Annotated in this window: 16 protein-coding genes; 6 read left to right on the top strand and 10 right to left on the bottom strand. The window is 59.8% G+C overall.

What is annotated here, in order from left to right; all coding sequences use genetic code 11:
- A partial coding sequence (locus BEN48_RS01885) for a transposase (RefSeq protein ID WP_141764573.1) occupies window positions 1–573 on the top strand: 573 nt, incomplete at its 5' end.
- Between the two features lie 244 nt (window positions 574–817).
- On the opposite strand, the gene BEN48_RS01890 is transcribed toward BEN48_RS01885, so the two are convergent.
- Window positions 818–2,395 (bottom strand): type I restriction-modification system subunit M, encoded by a 1,578-nt coding sequence (locus BEN48_RS01890; protein WP_070732393.1) that lies wholly within the window; start codon window positions 2,393–2,395, stop codon window positions 818–820.
- 311 nt (window positions 2,396–2,706) lie between these two features.
- Between BEN48_RS01890 and BEN48_RS01895 the strand changes: the two genes are divergently transcribed.
- Window positions 2,707–3,426 carry a GAF domain-containing protein gene (locus BEN48_RS01895; RefSeq protein ID WP_070732395.1) on the top strand — a complete coding sequence of 240 codons (720 nt, stop codon included), beginning with the start codon at window positions 2,707–2,709 and terminating at the stop codon, window positions 3,424–3,426.
- A gap of 189 nt (window positions 3,427–3,615) precedes the next feature.
- Window positions 3,616–4,107: a hypothetical protein gene (locus BEN48_RS01900; protein ID WP_070732397.1), complete on the top strand. Its 492-nt coding sequence runs from the start codon at window positions 3,616–3,618 to the stop codon at window positions 4,105–4,107.
- Between the two features lie 228 nt (window positions 4,108–4,335).
- Here the strand turns inward: BEN48_RS01900 and BEN48_RS01905 are convergent, their stop codons facing one another.
- On the bottom strand, window positions 4,336–4,539 hold the full coding sequence (locus tag BEN48_RS01905) for a hypothetical protein (protein WP_070732399.1): 204 nt from the start codon (window positions 4,537–4,539) through the stop codon (window positions 4,336–4,338).
- A 242-nt stretch (window positions 4,540–4,781) separates the two neighbouring features.
- Between BEN48_RS01905 and BEN48_RS01910 the strand changes: the two genes are divergently transcribed.
- Window positions 4,782–5,060, top strand: a complete 279-nt coding sequence (locus BEN48_RS01910) for a hypothetical protein (protein WP_070732400.1) — start codon at window positions 4,782–4,784, stop codon at window positions 5,058–5,060.
- A gap of 154 nt (window positions 5,061–5,214) precedes the next feature.
- Here the strand turns inward: BEN48_RS01910 and BEN48_RS01915 are convergent, their stop codons facing one another.
- From BEN48_RS01915 to BEN48_RS01945, 7 genes are all read right to left on the bottom strand, one after another.
- On the bottom strand, window positions 5,215–8,166 hold the full coding sequence (locus BEN48_RS01915; RefSeq protein ID WP_241502138.1) for a multicopper oxidase domain-containing protein: 2,952 nt from the start codon (window positions 8,164–8,166) through the stop codon (window positions 5,215–5,217).
- Window positions 8,167–8,265: 99 nt separating this feature from the next.
- Complete coding sequence (locus tag BEN48_RS01920) at window positions 8,266–9,045, bottom strand: DUF4292 domain-containing protein (RefSeq protein ID WP_070732402.1); 780 nt, start codon at window positions 9,043–9,045, stop codon at window positions 8,266–8,268.
- Window positions 9,038–10,858: a tetratricopeptide repeat protein gene (locus tag BEN48_RS01925; RefSeq protein ID WP_083320672.1), complete on the bottom strand. Its 1,821-nt coding sequence runs from the start codon at window positions 10,856–10,858 to the stop codon at window positions 9,038–9,040. The genes BEN48_RS01920 and BEN48_RS01925 overlap by 8 nt, the downstream gene beginning before the upstream one ends.
- A gap of 113 nt (window positions 10,859–10,971) precedes the next feature.
- A complete protein-coding gene (locus BEN48_RS01930; protein WP_070732404.1) occupies window positions 10,972–11,982 on the bottom strand; it encodes a sugar phosphate nucleotidyltransferase in 1,011 nt (336 codons plus the stop codon).
- 162 nt (window positions 11,983–12,144) lie between these two features.
- Window positions 12,145–12,579 carry a dUTP diphosphatase gene (gene dut, locus BEN48_RS01935; protein WP_070732406.1) on the bottom strand — a complete coding sequence of 145 codons (435 nt, stop codon included), beginning with the start codon at window positions 12,577–12,579 and terminating at the stop codon, window positions 12,145–12,147.
- Window positions 12,580–12,638: 59 nt separating this feature from the next.
- A complete protein-coding gene (locus BEN48_RS01940) occupies window positions 12,639–14,147 on the bottom strand; it encodes an oligosaccharide flippase family protein (RefSeq protein WP_070732408.1) in 1,509 nt (502 codons plus the stop codon).
- A gap of 101 nt (window positions 14,148–14,248) precedes the next feature.
- Window positions 14,249–15,040: an enoyl-CoA hydratase/isomerase family protein gene (locus tag BEN48_RS01945; protein WP_070732410.1), complete on the bottom strand. Its 792-nt coding sequence runs from the start codon at window positions 15,038–15,040 to the stop codon at window positions 14,249–14,251.
- A gap of 197 nt (window positions 15,041–15,237) precedes the next feature.
- On the opposite strand from BEN48_RS01945, the gene mscL reads away from it, so the two are divergent.
- A complete protein-coding gene (mscL, locus tag BEN48_RS01950; protein WP_070732412.1) occupies window positions 15,238–15,699 on the top strand; it encodes a large conductance mechanosensitive channel protein MscL in 462 nt (153 codons plus the stop codon).
- Window positions 15,700–15,935: 236 nt separating this feature from the next.
- Window positions 15,936–16,373 carry a hypothetical protein gene (locus BEN48_RS01955; protein WP_070732414.1) on the top strand — a complete coding sequence of 146 codons (438 nt, stop codon included), beginning with the start codon at window positions 15,936–15,938 and terminating at the stop codon, window positions 16,371–16,373.
- A gap of 166 nt (window positions 16,374–16,539) precedes the next feature.
- On the opposite strand, the gene infB is transcribed toward BEN48_RS01955, so the two are convergent.
- Complete coding sequence (gene infB / locus BEN48_RS01960; protein ID WP_070732416.1) at window positions 16,540–19,620, bottom strand: translation initiation factor IF-2; 3,081 nt, start codon at window positions 19,618–19,620, stop codon at window positions 16,540–16,542.
- Between the last annotated feature and the right edge of the window lie 87 nt (window positions 19,621–19,707).

Raw genomic sequence — 19,707 nt, forward strand, 5'->3', positions numbered from 1 at the left:
CAAGTGGCCTACCGCTACCTGTTGGCCGACAGCTGGTACGCCTCGGCCGAGAACCTGAACGCCGTGTTGGGGTTGGACCATGATTTTATTATGGCCCTGGAATCCTCGCGCACGGTGGCGCTGAGCGAGAAAGAACGAAAGAATGGCCGCTTCCAAGCCCTTGATACCCTGTCTTTTCCCGATGGGCAGCCCGTGCGCGTCTGGCTGCGGTCCGTCGAGCCGGCGGTGCTGGTAGCCCGACAAGTCTTTACAAACAAAGACGGCTCGCAAGGCGTGTTATATCTGGTGAGCAGCGATACCAGTTTGGACCAAGCCCAACTCACGACGATTTACCAGAGAAGGTGGAAAGTTGAAGAATACCACAAATCACTGAAACAGAATACATCGATGGGCAAATCGCCCACCAAAAAGCCCGATACCCAGGCCAATCATTTTTTCGCCTCCATTCTGGCTTACACCAAGTTAGAAGTACTCAAACTGCAATTCGGCCTGGGGCATTTTCGCTTAAAAGCTCAACTCTATTTGACTGGGCTCAAAGCCATGCACCAGCAACTAGCCCAATTCACCGCGTAACATCAGTTAATGATATATAATCAATTTTAGAATTTATTATGACTCCGTCTTTCCCTAAAGCCTTTGACGTTAAAAACGGGACTCCTTCTTGAGTAAATTCATCTGCCTTCGGATAATCACCTCCGTAATTACCATCTTGTATTTTTTCACATACATCTCTTAATTTCCTCCATTTCCACTCCCCCTCAAACCCAGGGAAGCGCAAGGCCGGCACGTTCAGTTGCTTGGTTGCTGCGGTCATCACTTAAAAGGGCTTGGCGATTCCTAATTCGGCGCAGAAGTCGGCTACTACGCGGTCGGTGTCGTGCATCTGGGTTTCGAGCGCGGCCAGGGCGGCCGCCAGCTGCGGCAGGTCGATGGCCGCTTCGGCCTCAAACGTATCCACGTAGCGCGGAATGTTGAGGTTGAAGTCGTTTTCCCGGATTTCGGCCAGGCTGGCCGCGTGGCTGTACCGGGCCTCGGGGCGGCGCTCCCGGTAGGTGGCCACCAGCTTCTCGATGTCTTCGGGGCGCAGGTAGTTCTGGGTTTTCTCGCGGCCGAAGTGCTGACTGGCGTCGATGAACAGGACGCTGTCGGCCTGCTCGCGGCACTTCTTCAGCACCAGAATGCAGGTAGGAATGCTGGTGCCGTAGAAGATGTTGGCGGGCAGGCCAATCACGGCATCGAGGTAGTTGCGGTCTTCGATGAGGTACTGGCGGATGTGGCCCTCGGCCCCGCCCCGAAACAGCACGCCGTGGGGCAGCACCACGGCCATGGTGCCGTTCTCGGCTAGGTGGTGCACCATGTGCTGCACAAAGGCGAAGTCGGCCTTGGAGGCCGGGGCCAGCTTGCCGTACTGGCTGAACCGGTCGTCGGAGAGGTGCAGGGGGCTGGCGCTCCAGTTGGCCGAAAACGGCGGGTTGGCCACAATGGCCTCAAACTGCTGGTCGAGGTGCTGGGGGTGCTCCAGGGTATCGTCCTGCCGGATGTCGAACTGCTGAAAGTGCACGTCGTGCAGAATCATGTTCATGCGGGCCAGGTTGTAGGTGGTGCGGTTCAGCTCCTGCCCGTAGAACTTGCTCACCTCCTTCACCTCCTTGGCCACGCGCAGCAGCAACGAGCCCGAGCCGCAGGTGGGGTCGTACACCGACTTGAGCTGGGTTTTGCCGGTGGTCACCAACTTGGCCAGCACCTTCGATACCTCCTGCGGGGTGTAGAACTCGCCGGCCTTCTTGCCCGCGCCGCTGGCAAACTGCCCAATCAGGTATTCGTAGGCGTCGCCGAGCACGTCGGCCTCCGAGTCTTCCAGCTTGAAGTCGATGCGGTCGAGGTGGCCCAGCACCTTGGCGATGAGGTCGTTTTTGGCGGCCTCGGTGCGGCCCAGCTTGGTGGAGGTCAGGTCGAGGTCTTCAAAGAGCTTGTTGAAGTCGTCTTCGCTTTCGGTGCCCATGGTGCTCTGCTCGATGTGCTTGAGCACCTGCGTGAGCTCGTCGAGAATGAAGTTGCTGGCGCCTTCCTCCTGGTTGGTGGCGTTGCCCTTGCGGGCCATCTCGCTGAACAGTTCGGAGGGCAGCAGGAAGTAGCCCAGGCTGGCCAGCGCCTCTTCGCGGATGGCGTCGAGGTACTGCCGGCCCTCGGCGGTGTGCTCGTCGAGGTCGAGATACTTGATGCCGTCTTCGGCCAGAATGCGGTTGGCGTAGAGGTTTATCTTCTCGGAGAGGTACTTATAGAAAATGAAGCCCAGGATGTAGTCGCGGAACTCGTCGGCGTCCATTTTGCCGCGCAGGGTATTGGCAATGTTCCAGAGCTGCTGTTCGAGCTGGCGTTTGTTGTTGTCAGACATGTGGTGGCTGGTAGATTCCCGTTTTTTTGCTTGGGTCGGGAAGTACCAAAGCTAAGGCCGGGGGGCAGCTTTCGCATTAATGAGGGTAGCAAATACTGGCGGGTTACCTGACTGTTTGACACATACAGTCGTGTACTGAGCAAAGCGGCTGCGGGTGGCGCTACGCGGGGGCTTGAGGCGCTGAACTCGTCCCCGAATTAGAGAAGTAAGCGTAAGGGCTGTTAGAAAGGCTAGGAACAAACCGCCTTTTTATGGATGCCGTATTCCTTTGGATATCTTGCGCCCTGAACTCCCATTCTACTCCTGCCCGCATGGCAAACCTTTCCCCCGCTTCTGCGCTGCCCAACGATGAAAATGCCCGGCTTTTAGCCTTGCGTTCCTTTGATTTGCTTGCTGCCCTTGCCGAGCCCGTATTTGAAGAATTCGTTGCCCTAGCCGCACGCCTGTTTCAGGTACCCATCTCGCTGCTGTCGGTGGTGGAGGAAACCGATGTGCATTACCTGGCCAACGTGGGCATGCCCGGCCACCGCCAGCAGCCGCGCGTGGAGGCCCTGTGTTCCACTGCCATTACGCAGGGCCAGGCCGTGGTGTACCACGACGTGCTGCTGGAACACCCTACAAACATTCCGAAAGAAGCCCTGCAGGCGGCTGAGAATAACCACCTGCGGTTTTACGCCGGCGCCCTGCTGCACTTGCCAGACCAACGCCCGGTTGGCACGCTGTGCCTTATTGACCGCGAGCCCCGCCCCTTCACCCCCGACGAGCAGCACATTCTGGAGCTGCTGGCGGGCCTGGTAAGCCGCACCCTGGCCGTGCGCCACCAGTGCCGCGCCCGCCCAGGCACCGGCGAAGCCCAATGGACGCAGCTGAGCGCCGAGCTGCAGGAAGAAATTGGCGCCCTGAATGCGCTGGTGCGCTACCTCAACGCCCGCAATGGCAGCGAGGTACCCGTGCCCACCGCCTTTCTGGCCCAGGTAGAAGGCCGCATGCACGACTTGCAATCGGTGCTGGATGCCTATCATTTCCAATAAAAGCACTGCATTGCCCCGTAGCCGGGTAGCTCTTGGCGCTGAGAATAGCTGGTACACCGTAAACCATAACGAGGCATCCCGGTTCGCATTACTATTATTGAACAACGCCTGAGACAGGCAATGAACCTGGCAGCATTTCGGTGGCCCGGCTACCGGTAGCCGGTACGTCTTGTTTCCCTCCCTTTACTTATGATGAACGCAACTACCCCGCACCAGGAAGACGCCATGCAGGCGGAAATAGCCGAATTTACCGCCGTGCTGCACCAGCAGGGCGTGCACGAGGCCCTGGGCTACCTCAACCGCCGCACGCCCCACCGCTACACGGGCATGTGGCGTTTTGATGGCGACATGCTGCGCAGCGAGGTATTGTTTGACCGAAAAATGGCCGACGTGCGGCAGGGGGCCGATGCCCCAATGGCCGCTACGTACTGCTCGCTGGTGGGCCGCCACGAAGCCCCGGTTCAGATTCTGGACGCTACCGTGGACCCGCAGGCGCTGGGCATCGAAACCCCGGTAATCTCCTACTGCGGGGCACTCATTCGCGATGGAGAGGGCAAAGCCTTCGGCACGCTGTGCCACTACGACGTGCAGCGCTGCCAGGAGCGCACCACCGACCAGCCCCTGCTGACTGCCGCCGCACAGCTGCTGTATGAGCGGCTGCATTCGAGCACCGCGCAATAAGCCACACACAGCAAGAGCCCGGTAGCAGCACCGGCACCAGGGCCTACCCGCGACCGGCCAAATCCGGTGGCCGGCTAGCCGTGGGTGTACTGGAGTGCCCTACGTTGCTCACAGCCTAGGAAAACCGAGGGTGCTCAACAAGCCGCTGACCAGGGAGCATATGCAGGCCGTAGCGGATGAGCATTGGGGGGCGGGCCCGGTGAGTTGACCCAGGCCAACTTCAGCGCCTTATATTTTCTCCCACCGTACGGCGAACTCCTGCTTGCTGCAATGCATCCACAGGCGGGAGACGGGGTTGATGATGATGATTTCGGCTGGTCGCTCATCATCGGCAGGGCTCAGGCCTAACTCCAGCTCGTATTCCTGGCCGTTGCGGAACCCGGCGTAGCCGTCCATGCCGCGAAACGTGTACTTCTTTTTTTGAAACTCCATGCGGCAAAGGTAGCGGCCGAGCCGGCTGGCCGAAGGGAAATAATGACCGGTTTCCGGCCTGCTGCAAGCCACCTTGCCGAGGACGGTTCCGGGATAAAAACGTGCTGGCGTAGTGCACGCTGCTCTTATTTGGCTGCGCTTTGCGAACAGACTTTATTAAATAGCCTTAACCTGTGCCCCCTTTGGGCCGTATTAATGGGTAGCAGGCGGCCGTTTACATCCCGGCCGGCCCGCTGATACTGATGGCCGATACTTCCAAGAAAGACAATCAGAATAAAGAGCCCAATAAAATAGAGGTGCCGAAAGAAGGCGACCCGCTTTTCACGCTGCACCACGCCCAGGCGGAAGCCGCCGTTGCCGCGAAAAACGGCGATGATGCCAGCTCCGTGACCAATGAGTACATGACGGAGGAGCAACAGAAAAACGTGGACGATGCCATAGCCCCGCGCGACAGCCAGGGCTTTATCCGGGGCGTACACGAGCCCGGCATTATCGGCTCCAATGCCGGTGACCATAATTAACTCCGCTGGGCCCACCGTGAATGCGGCGGGCCAATGGTGACATGAAAAAGGCCTGCCCGGTAGCAACGAAGCTACCGGGCAGGCCTTTCTGTTTGGAGCACAATGGATGAATCACCGGCGGCGTACCAGTGCAAGTAGTCCACCATATAAGCTGCTAGAAGCGCGCCGACAGGCCGCCACCGCCACCGAAGCGGTTGTCGTAGCTGCCCACGAGCGAGAAATTGCGGGAGAGCAAATACTCCAGCCCGGTACTCCACACCACTTCCTTGGTGAAGCTGCGGTTGTTCTCGAGCTTGGTTACCCACCCAAAATCGGCCTGGTACTCGTAGTAGCCAAACGCTGCCAACCGGGGAAAAATCATGATTTCGCGGCCCAGGCTCAGGCGCGGGCGCAGCTTGTTATCGAGGCGGGCGTCGAGGCTGAACAGGTAGGGCGTGAGAAAGCGCAGGCCGGCTACGGCCGTGGCGGAGCTTTCGGTCATCATTTTGCCCGGGCCCGGCTCGTTGGGCACTGGCACGGCGCGGCGGCGGGTGTTTTCTATGTTTACGCCGCCGAACACGCGCAGGTAGTCGTAGAGGTAGCGCTCGTAGGTGGCCTCGGTTTCCATGTTGCGGTTCCAGCCGTACTCCACGCTCAGGTTGAACTGGTTGCGCAGGTCGGACGACGTCAGGTTGAGGCTGCTCATGTGCGAGGCCACGTCGAGCCGGCCCCAGGTGTAGTAGCGGTTGGTCTCGTGCAGCAGGTTGCTCAACGGAAATCCTTTCAGGCGCGGGTCGCGGGGCGTGTCGTAGCTCGCAATGCGGGCCATGCCGCCCATCATGTGGTAGAGAATATGGCAGTGCAGGAACCAGTCGCCCGGCTCGGTGCCCAGCACCTCAATCGTCACCTGATTCATGGGCGGCACGTTTACGGTGTGCTTGAGGGGCGAGTACTCCCCGTTTTCGTTGACGACGCGAAAAAAGTGCCCGTGCAGGTGCATGGGGTGGTGCATCATCGTCAGGTTGTTGTAGGTGATGCGCGTAATCTGGTTGCTGCGAATCGGGATTTTATCGGCCGATGACAGGGGCACGCCGTTCATGCTCCAGATGTAGCGCTGCATGTTGCCGGTGAGGTTGAGCAGGATTTCGCGCACGGGCACCGTGTCGGCGTAGGCCGTTTTCTGCGGCGCGCGCAGGTAGTCGTAGTTATACTCGGCGAACATATCCATGCCGCCCATGGAACCCGCTTTCTTCTGGCCGCCCATGTCCATGCCGGCCATCGGTTTGGCGGCGTCCGTTTTCATGCCCTTCATTAGCAGCTGGTGGCTAGCGTGGGCCGTATCGGCAGGCATCTTCATACCGGACATTTTATTTGCGCCAGCCATGTCCGACTTGGGTTTTGCGGGCTGGTCGTTCTTCTTCATGCCGTCCATCTGCTGGCCGCCGCCGCTCCTATCCATGTCGGCCATCGGCTTGTCGCCGCCCATATTCATGTCGCCCATCTTGTGGTCGCCCATTTTTCCGTGCTTTCCCTGCATGTCCATCTGCATGCCCCAATTAGCTTTCATCTGCTGGGCATCAACGTGGCTGGGGCGGAACTTGAGGGCGGGGGCGCCCATGCGCATCTTCATCTGAGCCATCTGCTGCATCAGCCCGATTTTGTCGGGGCGGGGCAGTACCGGGGCGGCCAGCTCTGGGCCAGTGCCCAGGTAGGCCGAGGTGGTGCCAGAGCCATCCTGGGCCATGGCCCGCAGCTCCAGCTGTCCGCTGGCGGGCACGGTCACCAGAAAATCATAGGTTTCAGCCACCGCGATGAAGGTTTTGTTGTGCTTCACCGGCACTACGTCCTGGCCGTCGGCGGCTACCAGCAGCGGGGCCTCGCCTCCAAACGTCATCCAGAACTGCGTCGAAGCCGAGCCATTGACGATGCGCAAGCGCACCCGCTCGCCGGGCCGGAATTCGGGGTAGCGCTGCACCGGCTGGCCGTTCACCAAAAAGGCATCGTAGTAGATGTCGGCAATGTCGAAGCCTTCCATGCGCTGCTTCCAGAAATTGAGCTGGGCCCCGAAGGCCCCGCGGGCCACCACGCGGTTGAGCGGCGTGGCCGTGCCCTTGCGGATGTTGTACCACTCGGTGCCCCGCTTGAGGAAGCGTAGCACGTTCTGGGGCTTCTGGTTGGTCCAGTCCGAAAGCACCAGCACCAGGTCCTTATCGTAGGTCAGGCGCTCCTGACGGGGCTCGATGACGATGGCGCCGTACACGCCGCTTTGCTCCTGCAGCATGGTGTGCGAGTGGTACCAGTAGGTGCCGCGCACCCGCTCGGCAATCAGGTTGTCGAGGCGCACCACGGCGCGGCGGCGCTCCTCCAGCTCCTGGCGCAAGCCCTGCTCCTGCTGGCTGAGCTGCTGCACCATCTGGTCTTCCTTGGTTTTCAGCGACAGCAGGTTTCGGTTTTCGTTGAGCTGGGTGTTCAGCAGGCTGCTTTTGCGGCGCTGCTGCTGGGTGAGGCCCGTAAGCTGCTGGTGCAGGCGCGTCTGCGCCCCCATAATGCGGGCTGCCTGGCGCTGGCGCTCCTCGGTGTACTGCCGCACGTAGCGCAGCCGCAGGGCAAATTGGTTGAACGAGTCAGAGGCAAACAGAAACATGAGCTTGTTGAAGCCATCGGCCGTTTTGGAGGCCGTATACAGCAGCCGCGCGTATTCGGTCTTCAGCTCCCGCAGGGTTTGCTGGGTCTTGAGGACCTGCGTGGCCGTTTGGTTCACATTGGATTCAATGCCCTGCAGCTGCGTTGAGATGCCCTGAATGACCTCCTTCTTCACCGTCAGCTTTTCCTTGATGACGTTGAGCTGGCCCAGGCTGGCTTTTTTCTTTTCCTGGGTTTGGTTTAGCTCTTGGCTGGTTCGCTGAATCTGGCGCAGGTTGCTCAGCCGTTCGCGCTCTAGCTGGGCCTTGCTTTTGGGGCGCGCGGCGGGCCGGGTGGTGGGGCTGGTTTTGGGGCGGGGCTTGGCTTTGGGGGCAGTGGTGGGGCGGGCCTTGGTGGTTTTGGCGGGTTGTTTTTTCGTATTCGGGCGCTGCTGCGCCACGACGGGCACGGCCAGCCACAGGCTCAGCACCAGCAGCAACCACACGGTTCCGCCTCTTCTCGCCCCAGCAATGCCTGCCGGGTTCCTCAACTCCTCGATTTGGTGTGCCTGTTTATCCAACGTGTGCCTTGCTGAGCTTTTTTGTTAATTCTGCCGCTTGTAGCCCTTGGGCACCGAGAAGGGAAAGGCCAGCCGCTCGCGGCCAGCATTCACCTTGGTGTAGTTGATGGCGGCCGTGGCCACCCCCGATTCGGGCTGCTGGGCCTGAATAAACGTAGCGTGCGCGAAGGACACACTGCCCTGCTCCTCCAACGGCCGGAAATCGGTGTAGTCCACCGTTAGGTTGCGCTTGGTGGCCTCGTCGCTCACTTTCAGTTGCTGCACGCGGCCGGTGCCGGCTTGCAGCAGGCGCTCTATTACCACATCGGCCAGCGGGTAAGCCACGCGCTGGCGACCCGCTTCCTCGGTGGTTACGGTGGGCGTGGTGCCGGTGGGCGCCGGCACGTAGTCGCCCAGCAGCAGGGCCTGCATCTGGGCAAAGCTCACCGGCACGTTCAGCAGCTTGCTGAGGTAGTCGTAGCCACCGGAGAAGTAGGTTTTTTCCAGGCGGTTGATGACGTGCACCGAGTCGTTGGTGAGCACGGCCCGCACCCCCTCAATACCCGCCAGTGAGGCCGATACCCAGATAATGCTGTCGCGGCGCATGCGCAAAGCCAGGTTGGCACCCTGCTTGTTGCCTTTGAGGCTGATTTGGGCCTTGCCCTTGGCGTTTAGAAACGTGAAGGTGGTGTTGGTGGCACGCACCGTGGACTCGGCTACCGGCACCGAGGTGCCGGGACCGATAGTGGAGGCAGTGGGCACCGCCTTGCGGGCGCAGCTCCCGAGCAACAGCCCCAGGGCCACCAGCAAAGTGAGTTTATTCATACAATTTTCGGTCTTTCAATTTGCGTTCCAGCAGGTCCGACGCCATGCCGGCTTTGCGGGCTCGCTGCCACTGGGCCACGGCTTTGTCTTTTTCACCCAGCTGGTACAGGACGTCGCCGTAGTGCTCCATCACCGACGCATCTTTGGTGCTTTCCAGCGCTTTTTCCAGCGCTGCTTTGGCGCCGGCGTAGTCTTTCATCTTGTATAATACCCAGGCATAGGTGTCGAGGTAGGTATCGTTGTCGGGGAACTGCTTCACTACTTTGCCCGACATCTGCTTGGCCTTCTCCAGCTTTTCGCCCCGCAACGACAGGTAGTAACTGTAGTTGTTCAGCACCTGCACGTTGTTGGGCTCGCTCACCAGCGCCGCTTCGTAGGCCGCATCCGATTTGTCGTACTGCTTCAACTCGTTGTAGGCATCGCCCAACTGAGCGTCGAACTGCCCCAACAGCGCGGGGTTATTCAGCACCAGCTTGCGGCCGTACTCCAGCGCTTTCACGCCTTTTTGTGGCTGCTTTTTGAGCAGATTGGCCACGCCGTTGTAAAACCAGAGCGACGACTGGTTCGGGAACAACTCCAAAGCGCGGTTAGTGTGCACGAGCAGGGAGTCGGTGTGGTTCAGCTCGGCATCAATGAGCACGACCTGCTCCCACAGCTGGAACTTGGAGTTGTCGTAGCGCAACGCTTTCAGATACGCGTCACGGGCCTCTTTGCGGTGGTTGGTCAGTGCCTGCACATCGCCCGCCACCGCGTACGCCTTGGCTTCTTTGGGAAATGCCTTGATGGTGGCGGCGGCCAGGTCCTGCGCCAGTTGGTTCACCGGCTCCTTGGGGCTGGGCAGCTGCTTGATATAGCCCACCAGAATGCGCACCCGCTCGTCGATGTCGAGCGACGGGTTGGCGAAAGCCAGCTTGAGCTGCTCAGCGGCCTGTTCGGGTTGGTTTTGCTGGCGGTACACTTCGGCCAGCACCATGTGGGCCTGGGGGTTGTCGGGGTCCACGCGCAGGGCCTGCTTGGCCACACGCACGGCATCGTCCATACGGTTATTGCTGGCGTACATCTCGGCCTGGGCCAGTACGTAGCGGCTTTCGTTGGGATTGGCCCGAATGAGCTTCTCCCCCTCGCCCAGCGCTAAATCCAGCTTGTTCTGCTTGAGGTAAATCTGCTGTTTCTTGAAGGAAATTTCGTCTACCTGCCCAAATTCCTTTTCGGCTTGCTCCAACGTAGCCAGGGCCTCGGGCAGCTTGTTCTGCACCAGGTACAAATCGGCCAGATTAAACAGGTAGCTGCCCGAGTTGGGCACCTGCTTGATGAGGGTGGCGTAGGTTTTGCTGGCCCCATCGTACTGTTTCTGGCTGGCCTGAATGGTAGCCAACAAGAGATAGTAATAGGCGTTTTTGGGGTCGAGGCGCGTGGCGGCCTCGGCGTAGTTGGTGGCGTCGCGCAAGTTGCCGCTTTGCAGGTTAGCCTCCGCTATTTTGTAGTTGACGGCCGCATTGTCAGGGTTCAGGGCGTAGGCCTTCAGCAGGTTTTCCAAGGCCTTGGGGTAGTCTTCCAGCAGGGCGTACTTCACCCCTTCCACAAACAGGGCTTCGGTGTGCTCTTTCTCGCGCTCGGTGAGGGGCGGTACCAGGGCACGCTTGGCCCGGGCATCGGCCAGTTTCTTGTTGAGGTCGCGCTGCTCTTTTTCCAACGCGCGCTGCTCCTTGCGCGTCAGCTTAGACGGGGGCGTCCCGGTGCCAGCACCGGACTGCGCGTAGCCAGAGGCCACCAGCCCCAGGCAAAACAACAGACTAAGAACAACTTGACGCATATGCAATAAAGCCGGACACGGGGCCCGGCTCACAAAATTACGGGTAATAATGCCCAACGACGCGGCCCTCCGCAGAAGGCCGCGTCGTTGTAACGCATTTACTCCCTAAAATGTCACACCCGCAGCTGGTTATAATCGCCCAGGCTCAAGTCGTCGGGCGTGCCGGTCACGGTAGCAAAGTTGCCAATCATCGAATTGGTGATAACGGCGTTGAGCACCGAAGCCGACTGCTGCACAATGGAGTTCGACAAGCGCGAGTCGCGCACGTTGGACTGGTCGCCCAGCGACACGTGCGGCCCCACCACCGAATCGGTAATAATAGCGTTTTCGCCGATGTACACCGGCTCGATGATAACGGAATTGGTGATTTTGGCCGATTCTGCTACCAGCGACTCGCCCCGCTCCTTGAGGTATTCCAGGTAGCGTTGGTTGGTGAATACGGTAGCGTCCTTGTTGCCGCAGTCCAGCCACTCGGTCACGCGGCCGGGCACAAACACGGTGCCCTTGTTCTTCATGTTTTCCAGGGCATTGGTGAGTTGGTACTCGCCCTTGTCCTTGATGTCGTTATCGAGCAGGTACTGCAACTCGCTGCGCAGGTACTCGCCATCCTGAAAATAGTAGATGCCGATGATGGCCAGGTCCGATACAAACGTCTGGGGCTTCTCCACAAAGTCGGTGATGCGACCCTGAGCGTCCAGCTTCACCACGCCAAACGGCTTGGGGTCGGCCACCTGCTGCACCCAAATGGTGCCGGGCACCGAAGAATCCAGCGTAAAGTCGGCCTTAAAGAGGGTGTCGGCGAATGCCACCACCACCGGGCCACTCAATGACTCCTTGGCGCACAAAATGGCGTGGGCCGTTCCCAGCGGCTCGTCCTGGTACACAATGGTACCCTTTGCGCCCACCGACTCGGCAATTTTCACCAAGCTCTTCTCTACCGCATCACCAAACCGGCCGATGATGAACGCCACTTCCTCCACTTGGTCGCCGCACACCTTAGCAATGTCCTCCACGAGGCGCTGCACAATGGGCTTGCCCGCAATCGGAATCAGGGGTTTGGGAACGGTGAGCGTATGGGGGCGCATGCGCTTGCCCATGCCGGCCATTGGTACGATGATTTTCATGTTGAGTTAGTGGTTTTGATGATTAGCGAATGAGTAAGAACGTCATGCTGAGCGCAGCCGAAGCATCTCGCGTGCAATACTAAATTCAATTGGTTTGATTAGTGGTGGCACGCGAGATGCTTCGGCTGCGCTCAGCATGACGTTTCGAGTACGCACGAGTGATTACCCAACGCCCGTACTTCCATACCCGCCCGCGCCGCGTTGGGTTGCGCTGAGCTCCTCTACGGGCTGCCAGGAAATGGTTTCGTGCTTGGCAACTATCAGCTGGGCAATGCGTTCGCCGTCGTTTACCACAAACGGTTCGTTAGATAGATTAACCAACAGCACCTTGATTTCGCCGCGGTAGTCGGCGTCAATCGTGCCGGGGCTGTTCACCAAGCCAATGCCGTGCTTGTAGGCCAGGCCACTGCGGGGCCGGATTTGCGCCTCGTAGCCCACCGGAATTTCCAGGCTGAGCCCCGTCGGAATCAGGGCGCGCTCCAGTGGCCCCAGCGTCACGGGTGCCTCCAGGTGGGCGCGCAGGTCGAGGCCGGCGGCGTGGGGCGTCTGGTATTCGGGCAGCGGGTGGTGGGAGGCGTTTATTACGGGAATATGCATAGTCAGTCACAAGAGAGACGCGCAAAGATAGCAACGGCCCTATACTGGCAGCACCTAAGCTAAACGGCTGCCGCTGCCGCCACCCGAGGGCGCTCAATGAGCCACAGCGCCAGCAAAAACCCCACCGTGAGCCCGGCGTGCCACGCGTGGCGCACCCACCAATCGGTGGGTTGCACCCACCAGCCCAGCGCCACCAGCCCGGCCGCGCCCAGCAGCCACAGCCCCAGCCGTAGCGCCGGGTACGGCACTGGAAAGTGTCGCTCGCCCAGCCGCCAGCACAGCATTGCCATCATAAAGTAGCACGCCAGCGTGGCAATGGCGCAGCCCAGGTAGCCCAGCACCGGAATCAGCAGGAAATTGAGGGCAATGGTGAGTACCGCGCCGCCCACCCCGATGTAGGTGCCGTAATAGGTTTTATCAGTGAGCTTAAACCACACCGACAGGTTGTAGTACACGCCCAGAAACAGGTTGGCCAGCAACAGAATGGGCACCACTACCAGCCCCTGCAGGTACTCCGGCCGCCGCAAAAACAGCTGCCCGAAGTCTTCCACGTTCAGGCTGATGCCCACAAATATCACGGCGCAGCACAGCGTAAACCACTTCAAAATCATGGCAAACGTAGCCGGCGAGTTCTTCTCGGTGCTTTGCGCGAAGAAAAACGGCTCGGCCGCGTACCTAAACGCCTGAATAACCAGCGACATGAAAATACTGAGCTTGTAGCACGCCCCGTATATACCCACCGCCGTCAGGCTGCTTTGGCCCGGATAAAAGTCCTTCGGCAGCCAGAGGGGCAACAGAATGCGGTCCAGTGTTTCATTTACCATGCCCGCCAGCCCCATAAACATGAGCGGATAGGCGTACTTAAGCAGCGGCCGCAACGGCTCCAGATTCAGGCGGAACCGGAAGCCCAGCAGCTCGCGCCACAGCAGCAGCAGCGTGAGGCCACTCGCCACCAGGTTGGAGAGGAAAACATAGCCCACGCCCACTGCGGGGTCGTACAGCCGCGCCACTAGCGGCTGCAGGCCCGGCAGCCATTCGCCGCGCATTACCGCCGGGCACAGCACAATAAAGAAGAGGTTCAGGGCTACGTTCAGCGCAATGCTGGCCAGCTTGATGGCAGCAAACTTGCGGGCCTTGTTCTCGAGCCGCAACCGGGCAAACGGAATAGCCGCCAGCGCGTCGAGCCCCAGAATAAGGGCCACCCACACCACGTACCGCTCGTGGCCCGCCGGAATATTCAGCAAGTCGGCCAGTGGCCGCGCCAGCAGCAGCAGCCCCGCCGTGAGCACCGCACTGCTCAGCAGCAGCAGGGTCTGCACCCGGCTATACAGTTCGCGCCGGTCGGTACCGGGGCGGTTGGCAAACCGGAAAAACGTGGTTTCCATCCCGTAGGTAAACACCACGTTCAGAAACGACACGTAGGCGTACAGCCCCGTCACCACGCCATATTCTGCCGCCGCGAAAGCGGCCGTGTACACCGGCACCAGCAGGTAGGTGAGCACCCGGCCCACAATGCTGCTCACCCCATACACGGCGGTTTGCGACGCCAGTTTTTTAACTACACTCATTCTTTATCAATGAAGAATGAGGAATGAAGAATGAAGAATTATTGCAACTGTCACTGGGGCAATTCCTTATTCTTCATTCCTCATTCTTCATTGCCGAAGGCCTATTTCCCGGTGAATACCGCCGCGCGCTTTTCCACAAAAGCCGTCGTGCCCTCCTTAAAATCGTCGGTTTCAAACGCCCGCCCGAAGGCTTTGGCCTCGGCTTCGTAGCCATTAGCATCTTTAGCGTAGTGCGCGTTCACGCATTCCAGCACCATGCCCACCGCTAGGGGCGCCTTGCCCAGAATTTTGCCCAGCAGCTGCTGGCAAAACGCCAGCAGCTCGGCCTGCGGCACCACGTGGTTCACCAATCCCAGGCGCAAAGCCTCGTCGGCTTTCACCAAGTCGGCCGTGAGCAGCAGCTCAATGGCCTTGCCCTTGCCAACGAGCTGGGGCAGGCGCTGGGTGCCGCCGTAGCCCGGCAGCAGGCCCAGGTTCACCTCGGGTTGCCCAAAGCGGGCGTTGTCCGATGCCACGCGCATGTGGCAGGCCATGGCCAGCTCGCAGCCGCCGCCCAGCGCGAAGCCGTTTACGGCCGCCACCACGGGCTTGGTGCTCTCCTCAATCCGGCAAAAGGCTTCCTGCCCGTGTTCGGCGGCGCGCAGGGCCTGGGCGGGCGTCAGGGCCGCCAGCTCGGCAATGTCGGCGCCGGCCACAAAGGCCTTCTCGCCGCTGCCCGTCACAATAATGCCGCGCACCTGGGGCTCGTCCAGCGCCTGTTGCATGGCCGCACCAATGTCTTCAATGGTGGCGGCGTTCAGCGCATTAAGCTTGCTGGGCCGGTTGATGGTGATGGTGAGGATGCCGCTGGCGGCATCCAGCTCATAGAGCAGGTTTTCGTAGGAAGCAGACATAGCGAGCAAAGGGCCTGAGTGATTTGGTCACGCCAAAGATAAGGCACGGGCCCGGCGGCACTGGGCAGGGCTTCCCCCTGCTGGTCGTCCCAGCACCCTTGTGCACCGAAACCCACCGCCAGGCACAGGTGAATTTTCCCAGCTTTGCCCCAGAATAAGCAATTGTTATTTACTCACATAATTAGCTTTATCAACACATCCTCTTTTCTTCACCTTACTGCGACACTTCAACGGGCTTTGTTTCCAAATTCAAAGAGTTTATCTCCAAAGGCGACGTCCTGGACCCAGCAGTCGGCGTCACCATCGGGGCGGCGTTTGGCAAAATCGCCACTTCGCTCACCCATGACATCCCCATACCCGTCCTGAGCTTGTTCACCGGGGGCATAGACTTGCAGAACATGTTCGTCGCGCTCGATGGCAAGTCCTACACCACGCTGGAGGAAGCTAAGAAAGCCGGCTCAGCTGCTCTGGCTTATGGCAACTTTATCAATGAGGTAATCTGCTTTCTCATCATCGCCTCCGTTATCTTCTGGGTGGTAAAAGCGGCCAATAGCGTCAAGAAGAAGCCCCTCGAAGTATCGGCCGTGCCCGCTGCCCCTACCGCCGAACAGCAGCTACTCATGGAAATCCGTGATTCGCTACGCACCCATCGCGGCTAAGAACACTCTTTCGTTCAACGTGAAAAAGCCGCTGTCCACCGAGTTGTGGGCAGCGGTTTTGTCGTTTTAGGCTCAAGTATTCATTTTATTGGGGATAGATAAATTGCCGAATCAAAATAAGTTGCGAGATTTGTTTTCGTTAATTGCAGTCGGTTATCATCCGGCCGCTGCATTGAACTCGCCTTGTCGCTCATCCGTTAGGCTGCCATCCTTCCTCCACTTCACCTGTCGTTGAAATGAAATTTCTGCTCGCTGCTACACTCCTAAGCGGTCTAAGTCTGGTTGCCGTTGGCAGTGCCGCTGCCCAGTCCGGCCCCGCATTTCCCACGCCCGGCCAAAGCAGCAGCGAAACCGGCGCGCGGCGCACCACCGGCAACAATGCTGAGGAATTGCTCCGCAACCAACGCCGCGCGGCCATGACGCCCGACCAAATCAAGCAGGACCAGCAAATGGAGCTTTTGCAAGCCCGCACCGGCAACACCAGCTTCGGTACCACCGACCGGCAGTTCGACTCTAACCGTAGCGGCCGTGGTTTCATGGTGCGCAAGTACAAAGCCAAAAAAGGCTTTTCGGAGCTCAAGCGCGGCATGAGCCACTCGGTAGGTGGCTCCAACCCTCCCGGCAAGCCGCTGGTACACAAGAGCAAAATGAAGAAGGATTTCTTCATCTTCTAACCCAAAAAATTAGTTTAGTTGCTCGTGGTTGGTTGTCAGCAAAACACTACTGATACCATAATAACTAACCAGTAGTAACTAACTACCCTCCATTCGTTAAGCACGAAAAAGCCCCGTCTGCATCTGCAGACGGGGCTTTTTCGTGCTTTCAGGCAGCGCCCTGTCCTTACAGGGTGCGCTTGATTTCCTTCTCTTCGAAGCCCTCAATGTTGTCGCCTTCCTGCAACTCGTTGAAGTTCTTGATGGAGATACCGCATTCGTAGCCTTGGCGAACTTCGTTCACGTCGTCCTTGAAGCGCTTGAGGTCCTGGATTTCGCCGGTGTGCAGCACAATACCGTTGCGCACCACCCGCACACGTGTCTTGCGCTGGAACTGGCCTTCCGTCACCATGCAGCCGGCAATGGAGCCCACCTTGGTGATGTTGAATACCATCCGTACTTCGGCATTGGCCGTCACCACTTCCTGCACCGTTGGGGCCAGCATGCCTTCCATGGCATCCTTCACCTCGTTGATGGCGTTGTAAATGATGCTGTACAGGCGGATGTCAATCTGCTCGTGCTCGGCCAGCTTGCGGGCACTCTGCGAGGGCCGCACCTGGAAACCGATGATGATGGCGTCGGAAGCCGAAGCCAGCAACACGTCGCTTTCCGAGATGGCGCCCACCCCTTTCGAGAGGATGTTCACCTTTACTTCCGGCGTGCTCAGCTTCAGTAGCGAGTCGGAGAGTGCTTCCACCGAACCGTCCACGTCGCCTTTCACCAGGATGTTGAGCTCCTTAAACGAACCGATAGCCAAACGGCGGCCGATTTCGTCCAGGGTAATATGCTTCTTGGTCCGGATGGTCTGCTCGCGGGCCAGCTGCAGGCGCTGGGTAGCCATTTCGCGGGCTTCGCGCTCCGTTTCCATTACCTGGATGCGGTCGCCAGCCTGTGGGGCACCGGTCAGGCCGAGTACCTGCACCGGCGTAGCGGGCGGCGCGGTTTTCATTTTCTTGCCGCGGTGGTCGGTCATGGCCTTCACACGGCCAAAGTGCGGGCCGGCCAGGATGATGTCGCCCACGTTCAGCGTACCGGTTTGCACCAGCACGGTGGTTACGTAGCCACGGCCTTTGTCCAGCGAGGCTTCAATTACGGTACCAATGGCGCCGCGGTCGGGGTTGGCTTTCAGGTCGAGCAATTCGGCCTCCAGCAACACCTTTTCCAGCAACTCCTCAATACCAATGCCCGATTTGGCCGAAACCTCCTGGCTCTGGTATTTGCCACCCCATTCTTCCACCAGGATGTTGATGGCCGAAAGCTCCTCGCGGATTTTCTCGGGGTTGGCCGAAGACTTGTCAATCTTGTTGAGGGCGATGATAATCGGCACCCCAGCCGCTTGCGCGTGGTTGATGGCTTCCTTGGTCTGCGGCATCACCGAGTCGTCGGCGGCTACCACAATAATGGCGATGTCCGTCACCTTGGCACCACGGGCACGCATGGCCGTAAAGGCTTCGTGACCAGGCGTGTCAAGGAACGTAATGGGCTGGCCCGATTTGGTGCGCACCTCGTAGGCACCAATGTGCTGCGTGATGCCGCCGGCTTCACCTTTGGCCACACTCGCGTCGCGGATGTAGTCAAGCAGCGACGTCTTACCGTGGTCGACGTGGCCCATGATGGTTACAATCGGGGCGCGGTGCTTCAGGTCGGCTTCGTCGTCGCCGGCATCGATGCTGATTTCTTCCTCTTCTTTCGACAGGAATTCCACGTCAAAGCCGAATTCGTCGGCAATCACAGTAATGGCTTCGGCGTCGAGGCGCTGGTTGATGGACACAAACATGCCCATGCCCAAACACACCTTGATTACCTCGTTCACGTTCACGTCCATCAGCGAGGCCAGGTCGTGGGCCGAGATGAATTCGGTGAGTTTCAGCGTCTTGGCATCAAGCTCGTTCTGCGCGCGCAGGGCCTCGCGGTCTTCTGCCAGCATGCTCCGCTTGTCGCGGCGATACTTGGCGCGGTTGGCCTGGCCGGTGGCTTTGTTGCCGCCGAGCTTGGCCAGCGTGGCCTTAATCTGCTCCTGAATCTGCTTCTCAGCTTGTTCAGGGGTGAGAGCGGGCGCATTAACCTTGGGAGCCGACTGACCGGTACGCTGACCGGGACCGCCGGGGCGCTGGCCGGGGCCGCCGCCGGGGCGGTTGCCCTGGTAGCCGCCACCCTGGCCGGGAGCACCCGCCGGGCGGTTGCCCTGGTAGCCGGGGCTAGGAGGCGAGGTAGTGCTGCCGGGAGGGCCAGGCAAGCGCGTGCGCTTCTTCTGGCCAGGGCCTGCTGGCAAGCCACGCTTGCTCACATCCGAAGAGGCAATGGGACGAGGGCCACGGCCACCCGGACCACGGCGGTCGTTGTTAATAGACGACAAGTCGATTTTGCCGAGAACCGTAAGGCCCTTCAGCGTGTCTGACTTGGCTACAATAGTGCTGGTGTCTTCGGGCGTGCCGCCATCGGCAGGCACCTCGGGAGTAGCAGTAGCGGGTGATATGGGAGCAGCAGCAGCGGGGGCCGGTGCAGCCGGAGCAGGCGCTGCCGGTGCAGCTGCCGGTGCAGCAGGTGTTGCTTCGGCTTTTGCCACTGGAGTAGCTACCGGAGCGGCTGGCACAGGAGCCGGTGCCGGGGCAGCGGGCTTTTCCGCTTTGGGAGCAGGCACAGCAACAACTGGAACCGGAGCAGCCGGAGCAACCGGTGCAGGGGCTGGCACTGCCGCCGGCGTTTCAGCAGGCTTGGCTTTGGGGGCCACTACCCGGCCACGGCTGTCCAGCTCAATTTTGCCCAATACCTTAAGGCCCGGTGCGGCTGGCGCAACGGGCGTTGGGGCGGGGGCAGGAGTTGGTGCGGCGGCCACGGGGGCAGCCGGAGCCACTGGAGTTGGAGCAGGCGCGGGCACTGGTGCCGCAGCCACGGGGGCAGCGGGCGCGGCCGGCTTGGGAGCAGGAGCAGCCGCAGGCACCGGGCGCGGGGCCGGGGCAGCAGGTTTGGGAGCCGCATCAAGGTCACTCTGGCGCTTGTCCTGAATGACCTTTTGAGCCTCCTGCCGGTCATGGGCATAGGCCGCGAACTCCTTCTCAAGCGAGGCCACTTGCTCACCAGTGAGCTTCGTGGTGGGCTTGTTCTCTACTTGTATACCTTTCTTGGCCAGGGCTTCGACCACCCTGTCCATTCCAATATTCAGGTCTTTGGCCGCCTGTTGTAGCCGTTTCGGGGTTGCTTCCGCCATTCTATCTGTTACTCGCGTTCGATACGCTTCTAAGTGCAAAGGTATTACATTAAATCTTGCCAGCAGGGCGCAAACCGCGCCAACTGG

The organism is Hymenobacter glacialis (assembly GCF_001816165.1).
Taxonomy (GTDB): Bacteria; Bacteroidota; Bacteroidia; order Cytophagales; family Hymenobacteraceae; genus Hymenobacter; species Hymenobacter glacialis.

Bases quoted from the DNA above. Each gene is read 5' to 3' on its own strand.
- BEN48_RS01890 (WP_070732393.1), bottom strand. From the start codon at position 2,395: ATGTCTGACAACAACAAACGCCAGCTCGAACAGCAGCTCTGGAACATT.
- BEN48_RS01895 (WP_070732395.1), top strand. From the start codon at position 2,707: ATGGCAAACCTTTCCCCCGCTTCTGCGCTGCCCAACGATGAAAATGCC.
- BEN48_RS01900 (WP_070732397.1), top strand. From the start codon at position 3,616: ATGATGAACGCAACTACCCCGCACCAGGAAGACGCCATGCAGGCGGAA.
- BEN48_RS01905 (WP_070732399.1), bottom strand. From the start codon at position 4,539: ATGGAGTTTCAAAAAAAGAAGTACACGTTTCGCGGCATGGACGGCTAC.
- BEN48_RS01910 (WP_070732400.1), top strand. From the start codon at position 4,782: ATGGCCGATACTTCCAAGAAAGACAATCAGAATAAAGAGCCCAATAAA.
- BEN48_RS01920 (WP_070732402.1), bottom strand. From the start codon at position 9,045: ATGAATAAACTCACTTTGCTGGTGGCCCTGGGGCTGTTGCTCGGGAGC.
- BEN48_RS01925 (WP_083320672.1), bottom strand. From the start codon at position 10,858: ATGCGTCAAGTTGTTCTTAGTCTGTTGTTTTGCCTGGGGCTGGTGGCC.
- BEN48_RS01930 (WP_070732404.1), bottom strand. From the start codon at position 11,982: ATGAAAATCATCGTACCAATGGCCGGCATGGGCAAGCGCATGCGCCCC.
- dut (WP_070732406.1), bottom strand. From the start codon at position 12,579: ATGCATATTCCCGTAATAAACGCCTCCCACCACCCGCTGCCCGAATAC.
- BEN48_RS01940 (WP_070732408.1), bottom strand. From the start codon at position 14,147: ATGAGTGTAGTTAAAAAACTGGCGTCGCAAACCGCCGTGTATGGGGTG.
- BEN48_RS01945 (WP_070732410.1), bottom strand. From the start codon at position 15,040: ATGTCTGCTTCCTACGAAAACCTGCTCTATGAGCTGGATGCCGCCAGC.
- BEN48_RS01955 (WP_070732414.1), top strand. From the start codon at position 15,936: ATGAAATTTCTGCTCGCTGCTACACTCCTAAGCGGTCTAAGTCTGGTT.
- infB (WP_070732416.1), bottom strand. From the start codon at position 19,620: ATGGCGGAAGCAACCCCGAAACGGCTACAACAGGCGGCCAAAGACCTG.